This window comes from Paenibacillus vietnamensis, from assembly GCF_020169515.1.
GTDB classification, from domain to species: Bacteria; Bacillota; Bacilli; order Paenibacillales; family Paenibacillaceae; genus Pristimantibacillus; species Pristimantibacillus vietnamensis.
In genome coordinates, this window is the sequence record NZ_JAHMHW010000007.1 from 45,759 (window position 1) to 61,243 (window position 15,485).

At 54.3% G+C, this 15,485-nt stretch carries 11 protein-coding genes; 3 read left to right on the plus strand and 8 right to left on the minus strand.

Annotation, left to right across the window (positions count from 1 at the left end; all coding sequences use genetic code 11):
* Positions 1-212 precede the first annotated feature (212 nt).
* From KP806_RS15485 to KP806_RS15510, 6 genes are all read right to left on the minus strand, one after another.
* Positions 213-1,862 carry a type 2 periplasmic-binding domain-containing protein gene (locus tag KP806_RS15485; RefSeq protein WP_318153646.1) on the minus strand — a complete coding sequence of 550 codons (1,650 nt, stop codon included), beginning with the start codon at positions 1,860-1,862 and terminating at the stop codon, positions 213-215.
* A gap of 105 nt (positions 1,863-1,967) precedes the next feature.
* Positions 1,968-2,873, minus strand: coding sequence for a carbohydrate ABC transporter permease (locus tag KP806_RS15490; RefSeq protein ID WP_224724611.1), 906 nt, complete (start codon positions 2,871-2,873; stop codon positions 1,968-1,970).
* A 15-nt stretch (positions 2,874-2,888) separates the two neighbouring features.
* Positions 2,889-3,770, minus strand: a complete 882-nt coding sequence (locus KP806_RS15495; protein WP_397376410.1) for an ABC transporter permease — start codon at positions 3,768-3,770, stop codon at positions 2,889-2,891.
* Between the two features lie 339 nt (positions 3,771-4,109).
* Positions 4,110-6,326 (minus strand): helix-turn-helix domain-containing protein, encoded by a 2,217-nt coding sequence (locus KP806_RS15500; RefSeq protein WP_224724770.1) that lies wholly within the window; start codon positions 6,324-6,326, stop codon positions 4,110-4,112.
* 150 nt (positions 6,327-6,476) lie between these two features.
* A complete protein-coding gene (locus tag KP806_RS15505) occupies positions 6,477-7,892 on the minus strand; it encodes an alpha-L-fucosidase (RefSeq protein ID WP_224724613.1) in 1,416 nt (471 codons plus the stop codon).
* A gap of 293 nt (positions 7,893-8,185) precedes the next feature.
* Entirely contained in the window at positions 8,186-9,640 is a 1,455-nt protein-coding gene (locus KP806_RS15510) for an HD-GYP domain-containing protein (RefSeq protein WP_224724614.1), read from the minus strand.
* 390 nt (positions 9,641-10,030) lie between these two features.
* On the opposite strand from KP806_RS15510, the gene KP806_RS15515 reads away from it, so the two are divergent.
* The 3 genes from KP806_RS15515 (at position 10,031) to KP806_RS15525 (ending at position 13,619) form a co-directional block, all read left to right on the plus strand.
* Complete coding sequence (locus KP806_RS15515; protein ID WP_224724615.1) at positions 10,031-11,191, plus strand: peptidylprolyl isomerase; 1,161 nt, start codon at positions 10,031-10,033, stop codon at positions 11,189-11,191.
* Between the two features lie 521 nt (positions 11,192-11,712).
* On the plus strand, positions 11,713-12,585 hold the full coding sequence (locus tag KP806_RS15520; protein ID WP_224724616.1) for an aldose epimerase family protein: 873 nt from the start codon (positions 11,713-11,715) through the stop codon (positions 12,583-12,585).
* Positions 12,586-12,803: 218 nt separating this feature from the next.
* The gene (locus KP806_RS15525; RefSeq protein ID WP_224724617.1) at positions 12,804-13,619 is read left to right on the plus strand and encodes an AraC family transcriptional regulator; all 816 of its coding nucleotides are present in this window, start codon (positions 12,804-12,806) and stop codon (positions 13,617-13,619) included.
* Here KP806_RS15525 and KP806_RS15530 read toward each other — a convergent pair.
* The gene (locus tag KP806_RS15530; protein WP_224724618.1) at positions 13,612-14,436 is read right to left on the minus strand and encodes a phytanoyl-CoA dioxygenase family protein; all 825 of its coding nucleotides are present in this window, start codon (positions 14,434-14,436) and stop codon (positions 13,612-13,614) included. The genes KP806_RS15525 and KP806_RS15530 overlap by 8 nt on opposite strands.
* A gap of 287 nt (positions 14,437-14,723) precedes the next feature.
* Positions 14,724-15,410, minus strand: coding sequence for a deoxyribose-phosphate aldolase (gene deoC, locus KP806_RS15535; protein WP_224724619.1), 687 nt, complete (start codon positions 15,408-15,410; stop codon positions 14,724-14,726).
* Between the last annotated feature and the right edge of the window lie 75 nt (positions 15,411-15,485).

Genomic DNA, 15,485 nt, shown 5'->3' on the forward strand with positions numbered 1-15,485 from the left:
TAAAGTGCAGTGGGACCGGACTGGATTAGCTAACAAGCTCATTCTGATGTACAAAGTGCATTGTAGCAGGCCGGGGCTTTTTAAGTTACTTATTTCGATGTACAAACACAGATCAGTTGACAAAATGGGTTGAGGAAAACATCCTCAACCCATTTTTCCGTAATTATGCAGATGTGACCTGTATTTGCGCTTCATTCAAAATTCCCGCCCCGCTATTCCTGCTTCTGAACCGCGTTGCTGTACGTTTCGATGTACTTGGCCAGATTAAGCCCGTCGAAGCCCTTCACGTAAGCGTCCCAATCCTTCTCGATGTCCTTGCTGCCGATGATGAACTGGGCCATATTGGACATGACATAATCCTGAATCGAAGTCGTCAATTGCGAGGCCGTATCGCTGTCCTCCGGACGGATGAACACGCCGGACGGATAAATCTCCTTCGGCGAATACGGCGCATAAGCGTTCGTCGCCTGGGCAAGACGCGTCTCATAGCCGTCGGCCGCGAGCGGGTCCTGGTTAACCGCGAACAGATCGCGGAATTCCTTCGACAGATCCTTCGGCCCCATCAGCACCCAGCTGTCGTTGCGGATCAGGTCGGGATCGACCTCGGCCAGCCCCTTGAAGCTGTACTTCGCCTGCTTGCCGTCGATATTTTTCTCGCCTTCCTCTGCCGCCTTCCAGCCGAAGCCCTCTTCCGTTCCGTACTCGCTCATCAAAGCGCCTTCCTCGCTGAAGGCATAATCCATAATTTTAATTGCAGCGATTTGCTGCGCTTCTTTCGCTTTGTTCGTGAGCGCGAACTGGAACTCGGCGATGCCCTGCGTTGCGCCTGCGAGCTGCACGCCGTCCGGCCCTTTAAGCGGCGGCACGATTACCCAGTGCTTATGGCGCGTAAGCTTCTCGTCATACGGGGTAACCAGATAGCTGACGAGCGCCGTCGTAATCGAGCCGACCAGCTCGTCTCCTTCGCGGTTGCCGAGCTGGCCGACCGCCTGGTCGTTCTGCGTGAACGAAGCCGGGTCGATCAGACCTTCCTTGTACAGCTTGTTCATATAAATCAGGCCCTGCTTCCAGCCCTCCTGATTCGCGGCGAACTCCACCTTGCCGTCCTTCAAAATCAAATATTTGCCGTTGTCATTGTAGATAAAAGAGTTCATCAGGAACGCGTCGATGTTGCCGTTCCATACGTTTTTGTTAGGCGCGCCGGTAAGCGGAATTTCGTCGGCTTTGCCGTTGCCGTTCGGGTCCTGCTCCTTGAACGCCTTGAGCACGGTGTACAGCTCGTCGGTCGTTGTCGGAAGCTTGAGCCCCACTTTGTCCAGCCACTCCTGGTTCATCCAGAACTTCTGCGAGAAGGTGCAGTGATAACACTCGTTCAGACGCGGTAGGGCATAAATATTGCCGTCCGGCGCTGTAATCGCATCCTTGAAATATGGTTTTTTCTCCATCATCGCCTTGATGTTAGGCGCATATTGCTCGATCAGGTCGTTCAGCGGGAGAAATACGCCCTGCTTGCCGTAGGTAAGCAGATCGGTATGCGTAAATTTGCCCTCGAGGAACACTTCGGGATAATCGCCGCTTGCAAGCAGCAGCTGGCGGCGGTCAACGAGCGCATCCGTCGGCGCAAGATCCCATTTGATCTTGACATTAAATTTCTCTTCGACATGCTTGGTGTAGCTGTTGTCCTCCCAAGCCGCCTTGCCCTGCGGGGCAAAAAACGTCATCTCGACCGGACCCGAATCTGTATTTGCCGATCCGCTGCCGCTGCTGTTTGCGGTACCCTCATTGCTGCTTTTTCCGCAAGCCGACAGAACCAGAGTGATGCTGAATACGAGCGCTAGCATGGAAAAAAACGTCTTTTTCAAGATTACCCCTCCCGAATATTGTATCTTTAATCATGAACCTGCCGGCAGCCTTTGACAAGCTCCGCCTTGAACCGGCATCCCCCCTCTCCATAACGCGTGACTGCTCTAGCCCTTCAGGGAGCCGATCATGACCCCTTTGACGAAATGCCGTTGAACGAAGGGATACATGACCAGCACCGGAACGGACGCGACCACGATAAGCGCGTATTTCAGCGCCTGCTCGAAGCCTTGATCCCGGATTTTCCCGGCGGTGTTCGCCAGCATTTCCGGATCGGACGCATTTAAGATCAGCAGGTTGCGCAGCACGTACTGGAGCGGAAACAGCTTCTCCGACCGCAAGTAGATAAGGGCGTCGAAATAGGCGTTCCAGTGCCCGACTGCGTACATCAGCGTCAGCACGGCAAGGATCGGCTTCGACAGCGGCAGCACGATGCTGACCAGAAACCTTGTATCCCGGCAGCCGTCGATTTGCGCGGCCTCCGAAAGCTCATGAGGGATCGACGATTGGAAGAACGTACGGGCGACGACAACCTGGAATACCGACAGCGCACCCGGCAGCCACATCGCCCAGCGCGTGTCGAGCATGTCCAGATCCTTGACAAGCAGATAGGTCGGAATAAGGCCGCCGCTGAAAAACATCGTAATCATCAGCAAGATCATAATCGCATTGCGGCCGTAAAATTTTTTGACCGATAGCGGGTACGCCAGCAGCACCGTGAACAGCAGGTTGATCAGCGTGCCGAACACCGTATAAACGATTGTATTATAGTAACCGAACATGAGCTGCGAGCTTTGAAAAATCGACTTGTAGGCGCGCAGGCTGAATTCGACCGGAAACAGCCATACCTGGCCGGATACGACCGCTTTCGGCGAGCTGAACGACGAGCTGAATATATAGAGCAGCGGATACAGCACCGCGAGCATCAGCAGCGTCAGAAAAAAGTAAATCACAAGCAGAAACAGGCGGTCGCCAAGCGGTTCTCTAATCTTTTTTCGGATGATGGCCTGCATCGTTGACACTCTCCTTTACCAAAGGCTCGTTTCGGATACTCGTTTTGCAATGAAATTGACGATCAGCAGCAAGATCAGGTTCACGACGGAATTGAACAAGCCGACGGCCGACGAGAAGCTGAAATTCGCGCCGACGAGACCGACCTTGTACACATAAGTCGAAATGACCTCGGAAGAGCTCAGGTTCAGCGGATTTTGCATCAAATAGATTTTCTCGAAGCCTACTCCCATAATATTGCCGAGGCTCAAGATCAGCATGATGACCGTTACCGGGATCAGCGACGGCAGATCGATATACATGATTTTTTTCCACCTTGACGCACCGTCCACTCTTGCCGCTTCGTACAGGGCGGGATCGACGCTTGCCAGCGCCGCAATATAAATGATCGAGGCGTAGCCCATCTCCTGCCAGACGCCGGACCATACATAAATCGATTTGAAATATTCCGGCACACCCATCATATTCGTCATATCGGCGCCGAACATCGCGAACAGCCGGTCGACGACGCCGACATGGGGCGTCAGCATGAGCATGACAATCGAAACCATAACAACCGTGGAAATAAAATGCGGCGCGTACGTCACCATCTGCACCGTCTTCTTGAACGGGCCCGTGCGGATTTCGTTCAGCGCGAGCGCCAGCAGAATCGGGATCGGAAAGCCCGCGAGCAAGGAGTAGAAGCTGACGCCGAGCGTATTTCGAATGGTGAGCCAAAAATTGGGAGATTCAAAGAAAGCCTTGAAGTGTTTCATGCCTACCCACTGGCTGCCCCAAATGCCCTGCACCACGTTGAAATCCTTGAAGGCGATCTGCACCCCGAACATGGGCACATATTTGAAAATAATCAGGTAGGCGACCGGCAGCAGCACCAGAAAATATAGCTCCCAATGCCTCATGACCTTCTTCCAGGCCGATTGCTTGCCGGCAAAGCGCGTGTCGCGATGAACTCTCTGTTCTACAGCCTTCACTTGTGCATGCTCCATAAGCCGAGCTCCTTTGCTTCGAATTGACGGTTCGTCCCGGTCACCTCCCGATTCTAGCCCCAATCTGAAATGTCAGGCAATTCGCAAGATTCCTGCATCTCACCATTTTCGAAAAACCGCGGTACAAGCCGTCAAAATCCGAACTTTACAAAATTCACACAATACTCATCTTTCGCGAAGCCTGATATACGGTACCTTTCAACGGCAAAAAAAGCCCTGAGATTGCGCTGCTGCGCGCTCTCAGAGCTTTTTTCAACCGCCGATTCCGAGCTGCTTGCGGAAGTCTCTCGGCGAAAGGCCGACGACATTTTTAAATGCCCGGTTAAAGGAATTGTAATTGTAGTAGCCGACCTCGCTGCTGATCGCCTGCATCGGCTTTTGCGTTTCGAGGAGCAGCTTCTTCGCGGAGGAGATCCGCAGGCCGATCAGAAAATCGACGAAGTTTTCGCCGAACTCCTCCTTGAACATTTTGCTCAAATATTTGGCGTTCAGCTCGAACCGGCTGCTCAGAAATTCAAGCGACAGCTCCGAGTTCGAATAATTCTCCTCGATGAAGCTGCGAATATCCATAATCAGCGCCTTGCTGCTGTGCGAATCGCGCAGTTGGTTCATCTGTCCGGTCATCGCCTCGAAAATCCGGATACATTCCTCCTGCAGCTCATCGACCGTGTCCCACCGCTTCTCAAGCCGCTGCAGCCCGTCCTGCGCTTCGCGCCAGCAGCTGCGGTATTCCTTCGAAAGCTCCATCAGCTCGCCCTCCAAATGGTGGATGAAGAAGGAGATCAAGCTTTCGATTTCCTTGCGCGGCAGCAGCGAGTCCCGCATTTGCCCGATAAAGGCGCACAGCTGCGGCTTCCATTCCGGATCGGCAAGGCGCAGCGACTGGGACAGCATGTCGATCGTTTTGAAATATTCCTGCATTTCCTGCTGCGGACGGACCGTATCCTGCACCGTTATGATCCGGTTGGCGCCGAGCACCGCCTTGAACTGCAGGCAGTGGTTCGCCAGCTCGTACGACTGCCGCAGCTCCTCAAGCGTCTCCGCCGTTCCGCCCTGCCCGGCCGTAATATTAAACCGGACGTTTTGTTCGATCCATTCGCGGCAGGCGTCCACAATTTCCAGGCTTTGCCCTGCAGCCTCGCCTTCCGAATCCACCCACAAAATAAACGAAACGCGGCAGTCCGTCGTCCATTCCGCCCATACGGCCGCACCGCTGTTTTTGGCCGTTTCGTGGATGATGCTGTACAGCGTAAATTTCAACAGCGACTGGTCCCGCTGGTTATACGCTTCGGTAAACGCCGTGTAGCTGTCGATTTCCATCACATAAACGGCCGCGGTTTTGCCTTCTACATCCAGATCGTAGCCGCGCAGTTCGCTGATCCATTCCTGCTCGCCGAGCTGTGCGCTGCCTTCGAGCACCTGGTGGAAATGATATTTTTTTTGCAAAATCAGCTTTTCCCGGTACTTCTGCTGAAATTGCTTCGTTTCGCTCATCAGGTTTTCCAGCGTATTCTGGATGAAGCCGAACTCGCCCTCCTCCGGCCGGTCCGGGCCTTTCCCTTTCACAGCATACGTTTCGATGAGGGAGACGATCTGCTGAATCGGCTTATAGTTCCGTTTGGTAATATAAATAACCCATAAAATGCCGAACGCGGCGGCGGCAAAGGCCAGTACGACCCATACGTTGTAGAAGGTAAGAGCGAGCTTCATCCCATTTTTATCGACCGGGCCGCTGCTGATTTCCCACCCGGTGTAGGGAGAGGTGAAGCTGGACAGAACGGCGCCCGGGCGCTCCCCCGCGCTTCCGCCGGACTCCTCGCCGAGCAAATTGCGGCCTGCCCCGTCGATGATGTTGACGAAGGTGATGTCCGGATTGTACATGCGGCCGACCATTTCCTGAAGCTTGGCCAAGCTGACGTTGACGACAAAATAACCCTGCTTCGAGCTCATATTATAAGGAGCTTCCTTCACAAGCGTAATGACGCTTTCGGACTCGCTGAGCGAATAACCCTTGAAGCTCCGCTCGCCCGTCCACTTCGCGGTTGTTCCGCTTGCCGCATAGCCGTCGATAAACGGCTCGTCCTGGAACACGCCGGCCGTCCGGGAGGAGTCTCCGAACACAAAGCCGTCGCTGAAGCGCACGAAATAGATTGAATCGATGATCGGATAGCTGAATTTAAGGTCGTCAATCACTTTGAGCGACTGGATGTTGGCGTACACGTCCACGCCATTGCGGCTGAAAAAACGCTTCACGTCAGCGTTTGTCAAGATTTCTCGAACAACCCTGTAATCGATGTCCCGCAGGGACGTGTCCATGAAATGGATCACCTGCTGCGCCAAAAACTCGTTCGCTTTGATCGCTTCCCTGCGGTTCTGCTCGTTCAGCGTCTGGAAGAACACGACGAACAAAATCATAGTGACGATGAAAAAAACAGGCAGATACGATAACAACAAACGGCGAAACCACATTTTGTTCAAACCGGCATCCCCTTCCCTTGCTTATCCTACAGTTATACCCTATGCGGGAAAACCGGACAAGCGAATAAGAAAACTGACGCCATTAATAACTAATGACGTCAGTTAAAATTCGAAGGCCTTATCAGCGCGGGTATGCTTCGATTATTTCCTCAAGCGGAACACATGCGCCGCAGGCGCCTGGCCGGACAGCTCGCTTTCCGGCAGCCGAACCTTCAGGCCTTCCGGCGTCCTTTCGAACGGCAGACTTTCGTCCGTCCCAAGCAGCTCGACACCCGTCACCGGCTCCGTATAGGGGATGAGCAGCTCTTCAGCCACAGGCGTCTGATCCGTCTCATAAAGACGGGTCGCGTAGACGCAGTCCCCCTTCTGTGTGAAAGCAAACGATCCGGTAAAGCAAGGAGCGCAAATTCTCGTGCCGTACACCGCTTCGCCGTACGTTCTCATCCAGCCGCCAAGCTCCTTGATCGCGGCGACCGCTCCCTCCGGCAGCCGGCCGTCCGGCTGCGGCCCGACGTTGAGCGCCAGGTTGCCGCCTTTGGAGACGACCTCCATCAGAATGCGGACGATCTGGCGGAGCGTCTTGTAACGGTCCTCGTAGCGGAAGGAGAACGAGGTGCCGAGCGTAATGCAGCTTTCCCACGGCACGCTGAGCGGCCTGTCCGGAATCGACTGCTCCGGCGTCACATAGTTTTCGTAAGGACCCCCAACCGTCCGGTCCGCCGACAGCAGCCAAGGCTGCGTCCGGCGCGCGCGGTCGACAAGCTCGCCGAGGCGGATATCCTGCGGCACTCTGCCGCCGTCCCGCACCCAGCCGGCATCGAGCCACAGCACGTCGATGCGCCCGTACTTCGAGAGCAGCTCCATCATCTGCTCGTGCGTAAATTGCACGAATTGCTCCCACAGCTCCGGATGCTGCTTCGGATCGTAGGACGGTCCGCGCCACGTATGGGTTCCGCGCTCCATGCCCGGCGCCCAGTACGTCGGCGTATGCCAGTCGGCCTTGGAGAAATAAGCGGCAATCGCAAGTCCCTTGTCCCGGAATGCGTCGAACACATTTTTGCAAATATCGGCATACTTATGCGTGTGAAACGGCGTATCCGGCCCCGTGATCCGGTAGTCGGTCGTCTTCGTGTCCCACATGCAGAAGCCGTCGTGATGCTTGGTCGTAAAAATCAAATATTTGAAACCGCCCTCGGCGGCCAGCTCCGCCCATTGGTCAGGCTGCAGCCGGACCGGGTTAAACGTTTTGTTCAAGCCGAAATACTGCCGCTTCAGCTCTTCCCCGTCAACGTCCCAATCGATGCCGTCCCGCGACCAATCCCCGTCCTCGTCGCTCAGCGCCCACGATTCGACGACGCCCAGCTGCGAATACGGTCCCCAGTGCATCATAATGCCAAGCTTTTGATCCTTGAACCATTCCAGACGCTCAAGCAGAAGAGGATCCTCCGGCTTTACCCATTCTTCCTCGCTGCTGTAATTATGAACGCCGTTATGCACTTCCTCCGTTTCCTGCTCCGGAGCCGTCACTCCGGCTTGAACCAACTCGCTGCTGCTCATTAGGCCGTTCCCCCTCATCGGTATCGTATTACAGTCGCTTACGGCCGGCATCGTTCGCCTCGCCTTTGTTTCTGTATACCTCAGCAGCGGCACGGTGCGCAATTGCCAACTTTCCAGTCAATTACCGATTTTCGTAAATGGATCGTAAAGGCGGGAGAAGGATCGCGAAGAGTTTAGAAAAGCTGATATGTCATTTTTGCGCGACGCCTTACGGATGAGGAAAAGTGACAATTTCGTACAAAAAAGCGATAAAGCCCGGCTTCCTTATGCAGGAATGCCGGGCTTTATCGCTTTCATATAATGCTGTCGCGGTAACGGCGCTCCAGCTTCAAGTGCGGGCTGTTTCTCAGCGTCTCCTCGAAGAAAGGCAGCTGCTCGAGGACCAGCTTTTGCCACGCTTCCACGCAGCTCGGATCGAAGTGCTTGCCGCTTTCCTTCACGATAATGTCCATCGCCGCCTCGTGGGTCATCGCCTTGCGGTAAGAGCGCGAGGAGGTAAGCGCATCGTACACGTCCGCCACGGCGGTAATTCGCGCCAGCAGCGGAATCTGCTCGCCGGACAGTCCGTCCGGATAGCCGGTTCCGTCCCATTTCTCGTGATGCGAGCGAATAACCGACAGCTCCTCGTGCATGAACCCCAGCCGTTTGCACAGATCGTAGCCGGATACGGGATGCCCTTCGATCTGCAGTCTTTCCTCCGGCGTGAGCTTGCCCGGTTTATTCAGAATAAAATCCGGGATCCGCAGCTTGCCGACGTCATGCACAAGGCCGCCCTGCGCAATCGCCCTCAGCTCGCTCGAGGACAATCCCATCTCCTCGCCGAGCTTCAGCGCATAAAGCGCGACCCGGTAATTGTGGCCGGCCGTATACGAATCGCGAGCCTCCGTTGTCATCACGAGCTCCCTGACGCTGGTGGACATGTAGGTATTGATCCAGTCGCGCGGATTGGCGCGGAACATCAGCTTCACCGAAGCCGAAATCGATTTTGAGCTGAGGTATTGACTGACGATGCCGGCCACCATAATAATGACGGACGCGAGCAGCAGGAAATGGTAAAGCCACCAGCTCAAGTTCCACTGCGTTCCGCTGACGATAATGAACTGGGCGATAATCATCCAGCCCGTGCTGTGCACGATTGACAGCTGCAGAGGAAAACGCGAGGACAAATAGGTTTGCAAATATCTGTACATCGTCCATCCGTTCACAACGAAGACAAACACGGTCACGTACCATTTGACCGGAGATTCCTTCAGGTGAACATAATGCGTAATGTCGGGCGCCAGCCACAGCACCGCGCAGATGACCGCCAGCACGGCCGTCCACACGGGAAGCAGCATCGCCTGCCACTGGGCGAACCACTTGATCAGAGGCTGATCCACGGACAAAGAGGACAGCCACAGCCAGATGACCGCGAGCACGACGCTTAGCTGGGCGGCGACTCCTCCCATCTGTGAATGATGCATAAGAAAACCGGGAGTCGCGAGGCCGTGAAGCACGAACATGGAAGCCAGCGACACATAGGACAACGACAGGAAGCTGATCTTGATGTTGCGCAGCTTGATGGCAACAAGTCCGACGGCAATAGCAAGCGCAAACGCAAGACCGGCTACGAGGCTAACGATATAAAAATGCTCATGCGGCGCATCGATGCTCTTGTCGAGGGACGATCCCCTCAGTGCCAGGTATCCCAGCAGCGGAACGAGCATGGATATAGCCAATCGTGCGTAGACTCCCGTATTGTTCAGCAAGCTTGTTTCCTCCTACATGATCATTCGTATTCAATGCCTTAAATCGTCGAAATATGGAAATGCTGTTAATGTGCGCCCGTGCCGTTCGTACGAAGGGCATCCTCCGCCTGGCGGTCCATTAAATCCGGGTCGCCCTGCCTATACTGCGTATGTACTCCAGCTTTCTCTGGACATTTATGCATAACATCCGCCTGCGAACCTTGTAGGATAATGTTGGATGATCTTATGACACTATCATATCATCCCTCCCGCTTCCTATAAACAATGAAGTTTATGCAGCAGCCGACGAAGCGGTAATCCGATCATATTTTTATGTTAGATTAAGGTTTTTTCACATTCAATTTGTTATAGTATTTAAATGACAGGCACATTCTGAAGGGAGTTCATGCAATGAATAACAACGAGTCGCAGTCCAAGAAAGACGCAGAAAACGAATTGGCTGCGAAAGAGGAGCGTTACAAGTACGACAATGAAGAGCAGCAGGAGCAGCTGTCCGCCGAGGACGCCGCTATCGAAGAAGAGCTGCGCAGCGAAAAAGCGGAGCAGCTGCCTGAAGATTCGAACGAGGAGATCCGCGCGGCGGCTGCGAAAACTGAGACAGATAAGCCTTCGGGCGGTGCAAGCAAAGTGTGGATCGCCATTTCGGCCATTCTGGCCGTCCTGCTCGTGATCGTGCTGATCAAGCCGCCGTTCGGCGGTGCCGGCGGAGGCGAAGGCGTCGCAACCGTTAACGGTGCCGACATTACGAAGGACGAGCTGTATGACGCCCTTGTAACGGCTGGCGGAGCACAAACGCTCGACAACCTGATCACGGAAAAGCTGATTACGCAGGAAGCAGAGGCTACTAATATCACGGTAACGGACGCCGACATCGACGCCGAGATCGCTCTGATCAAGAAAAACTTCGGCTCGGACGATGAGTTCAATAATGCGCTTGCGCAATATAACATGACACTGGACAGCCTGAAGAAGGATACGAAGATTAACCTGACGATCCGCAAAATTTTGGAGCCGAAAACCGACGTTACCGAAGCGGAGATCAAAGAGTACTATGACGCCAACAAGGAATCTCTTGGAACGCCGGAGCAAATTCAGGCTTCCCACATTCTCGTGGCTACGAAGGAAGAAGCGGAAGCGATTTTGGCTGAGCTTAAGAAAGGCGCCGATTTCGCTACGCTTGCGAAGGAGAAATCGACCGATCCGGGCTCGAAGGATAACGGCGGAGACCTGGGCTTCTTCGGCAAAGGCGCAATGGTAGCCGAGTTCGAAGAGGCGGCGTTTGCGCTGAAGGTTAACGAAATCAGCGGTGTCGTGCAGACGGAGCACGGCTTCCATATCATCAAGAAGACGGCGGAGAAAGCGGCCGTTGTGCCGACCCTGGAAGAGAAGAAAGAAGAAATCAGAAAACAACTGGTTGCTACCGAAGCTAACGAGCTTTCCCAAGCTTGGATGACCGAAATTCGCGAGAAAGCGAAAATCACCAACACGCTTGAGCCGGAAGCGGCGGCTGGAGAAGAGACGCCAGCTGAACCATCGGCGGCAACGGAATAGCATTAGACGGCATAAGGCAGCTCCCTCCGGGATCAATACGGTCCCGGAGGAGCTGCCTTTTTTGTATGTCCGTTTTCGACAAAAGAAGCCGCTTTAGCGCTCGGAGGGATGAGCGGGCAGGCGGCTTAGCTTTATAACGGGGAGGCATGCTCTCCCTAAAGCTAATATATTCTATTCCCGGTTGAGAGATTGGCGTAGATTTATGTTTTACGGGATTCGGCCAATTTGAACCCTGCAATTCTGCTGTACCGGAGTGCCCATGTCAGGTGAATGCCGCTTGCGGCAAGCCGCCCCCGCAGGACAACCGCTCCCTGGCGGTTGTCTCCGGGCCTCTGCCGTGAGTTCGCAGCATGCATGGCCGCTGGCCAAATATGGTATAATCGGAGCCGTGGAGACAAGCGTAAACGGCTTTGCTGCGCACGAACCGTTAGCTGCATCTTTGCGCACCTCGGTTCTGTGCCTGCTTATGGAAAAAGCACGTTTCGCGGAGAAAACCTATACTGATTATTGGAGGAAACAAAATGAGCAATTACGGAGTACGCAGCTTTCAAGACACCTATACCGTCTATGAATTAACGGAGCAAAGCACCGGCTCGAGCGTTCTGGTGTGCCCGGAGCGCGGCGGTATCGTTATCGGCTGCCGCCTTCACGGTCTGGAGCTGTTCTATTTGGACAAAGCGACCTTCGAGCACCCTACGGCCAACATCCGCGGCGGCAATCCGATTCTGTTCCCGATCTGCGGCCAGCTGGAGGAGCTTTCCTACGAATGGAAAGGAACCTCCTACAAAATGGCCAACCACGGCGTCGCCCGTACAGCGGCGTGGGAAGTCATCGGTACCGGGACGGACGGCGAAGCTTCCATTACGATCCGGCTGCAAAGCAACGAGCAGACGCTTGAGTCGTACCCTTTTGCCTTCGAGCTGGTCTTTACCTACGCGCTGAAGGACGGCCAATTGCATACTCGCCAGCAGTACCGGAACCTCGGCGATTCCGAAGCGATGCCGTTCTACGCCGGATTCCACCCTTACTTCCTGGTCGATTCGGGCAAACGTATCGCTTACGAGGCGGACGCCACCCGCTATCTGGACTACAATGACAACGAAGTGAAGCCGTTCGTCGGAACGGTCGATCTGGAAGGCCTTGTCGAGTCCGTCTGCCTGCTGGACATGAAAACAAGCGAAATCTCGTTCCCAGGCGCTGAGGGCGCCCGCGTCCGTATGAGCTATGACGATATTTTCAAATATACCGTGCTGTGGTCGGTGAAGGACCGCCCGTTCGTCTGCGTTGAACCTTGGATGGCGAAAACCGGCGAGCTGAACCGTCAGGAGGAGCTCGTTATGCTCGAGCCCGGCGCGGAGCTGCGCGCCAATCTGACGATCGGCGTGGAGCGCTAACCCGAGTTTCTGGGGGCCGATCAGGGGAAGTCCTGATCGGCTTTCCCTCTCGGAGTTCTCCTATCGAGTCAAAAAGGCACTCGGGAGCATGCTTTTTCTCCGGATAAAGGATCCTCTGTCCTTCTTTTCTAGATTACGGCGTAATTTCGCGCAATAGCGGAATGTATGTCCGGGCATTTGACGCTTCCCCAATCCGATCATTAGGCAGGTGTGTTCGAATGACCTATATGAATATCCCATATGGACTGGGAGAAAGGTCGGCAGTTCCCCTCTGCAGGCTGCTTTCCGTATGGCAAGTGCAGGCCGACGACACTTATCAAGTGAACAAAGGAGAAGGCTTCGCGGCTCCGGGCATCTTTATTACCTATGAAGGAAAAGGAAGCCTGACTCAAGCAGGTGCGCGTTATGAATTGTATCAGGACACCTATTTTATCGTTCAGAAAGGTATTCCGTGCAGCTATCAATGCCAGGATAACGATTGGAAGTTTTATTTTCTTGATTTCAACAGTTTGGATATGATTCGCTTTCTCCGGCTTTCCGAAGGCGAGACCGCTGCATCTGAGAAAACAGCCGAGGCCGTACAGCTTTGTGAGAAACTGATCGACAACATGATCGTTCAGCCGCTCGGATACGCTTATACGGCTAATCTGCTGCTGCAGGAAATGCTGCTTCTGTTCGCCCGGGAACGTTCTGCTTCCGAAGCCGACCGTCATACGGAACTGGATCCGGTGCTTTACGCGATGCACAAAAATATAAACAAACCTCTCGTTATCGACGAGCTTGTGCGAATCAGCGGCTTATCGCGGTCCGCTTTCTTTGCCCGATTTCGTTCGGCGACCGGGCAGTCGCCCGGTGCCTACATGGTGAACCTGAAGCTGGAGTCTGCCAAGGCTTCGCTCGAAACGACCAGCTTATCGGTCAAAGAAATCGCAGCGGGTCTGCATTTTTATGACGAATTTCACTTCTCAAAGCTGTTCAAAAAATATTGCGGTCTGACCCCGAGCGAATACCGTCGGCAAAACTCCGTTACTTGAAATGCCCCCGCGGTTTTTTGCCGCTCCATCTCTCGTCTACTTTCTCGCTCGCCGACTGGTATCTGGCATCTACGCTGATCCGATACTGGTTTGTCGTGTTCTCGAGGGAACAATGAAACAAGTACATTCCGAAAATAAGGATATCTCCGGCTTCAAAGGCCGTTGTCGCCCAAGTCCCTCCAAATTTCTCCGTAATGACAAGCGGGTCATCCGTATAATGGCCGATCCCGTCCCGGTCCGAATCCTTTTTGCCGTACGATTGCTTCAATTCTTCGAACCGGTGCGACCCGAGACAAACCGCCAGACCGCCCATCTCATACGAAATGTCCCCGAGCGGCGACCAGACCGTATAAACATTAGGCGTTCCCCTGCCCATATAGACAATGTCATAATGAGCGCCTGTGAAATCGCCAGTTCCCACCGCCCGAAGCCATTTGTAATGATACGTAAGCGAGGCTTCACCAAGAAACCGGTCAAAGAAACTAATCACATGCTCCCCGTTCAACACATCGAGCAAATCCGGCAAATCCTCATTCGTTCCGCCCATGAAAATGCTTTTGCTGCCATCGGCCATGACGCCTTCTTCCAGCAGCGTGTCCCGGTCCAGCTTTCCCATCCGGTCCATTTTTTCCAAAATACCGGTACGTGCGCGCAGCACCTTCTCCCGGTCATGGAATCCGCGGATCAGCAGGAAGCCGTCTTCCTTCATCCGCTCCCGAAGCGCAGCTGCATCATGCAGAATATCGTTCGAGCTTCTTAGCTCCGTTAAATGCGGTCCTCCCATTTCCAATTCCCGGCTGCCCACTTTTACCATCATTGATACCTGCCCTCCTTTGCGTGTTCAATTGCCGAAGCGTTGGAGGCTTCGGTTCGGCGCTTTCACTCCAAGTGTAGGTAAAATGACCGGAGCGTTCCATGGATCACCGTATGTATTGCATGTACAATCGTACAGATTTAGTCAACTATCCCGCCGCTTCCCTTGAATAAGATGTATAATCGTCTCCGACGCTTGCTTGCCCGACCAATGCCAAAAGGACCGCTTCGATTGAAGCGGCCTTTGTCGTACGATTATGTGTTGACGATATCCTTATATTCCCCGTTCTGCTAGTAGCCCTCGCCCTTGCCGCCGCTCACGATCGCGATGCCGGAGCTTGCTCCGATCCGGTTCGCGCCGGCCGCGATCATCAGAAGCGCGGTTTCGCGGTCGCGAACGCCGCCGGAAGCTTTTACGCCAAGCCCGGAACCTACCGTACGGCGCATAAGCGCAATGTCCTCGGCCGTTGCGCCGCCTTTGCCGAAGCCGGTCGACGTCTTGACGAAGTCGGCTCCCGCTTTTTTGCAAAGCTCACAGGCGACAACCTTCTCTTCATCCGTCAGCAGTCCCGTTTCCAAGATCACCTTCAATGCCGCACGGCCTTTAACGGCCGCCGCTACGCCTTCCACGTCGCGCTGCACGCCTTCAAGATCGCCCGATTTCAGCAGGCCGATATTTAAGACCATATCGACCTCCGTTGCGCCGTCCTCGGTAGCAAACCTCGCTTCCGCCGCCTTCGAAGCCGTCGAAGTAGCGCCTAACGGGAAGCCAACCACCGTCGTAATGCCGATGCCCGAGCCTTCGAGCTCATCAGCGGCCGTCTTCACCCAGCCTGCATTCACGCATACCGTAGCAAACTTGTACTGCTTCGCCTCCCGGCAGATCTTTAAGACCTCGTCCTTCGTCGCATCCGCCTTCAAAATCGTATGATCGATCATCGCGGCCATTTCTTCCGGCGTAAGATTCAAGCTGCTCATGCTTCATTCCTCCGATTCGTTCTCATTCTGATACGTTCAATGATTACCACCATTCATTATACTAGCTTTGCATGC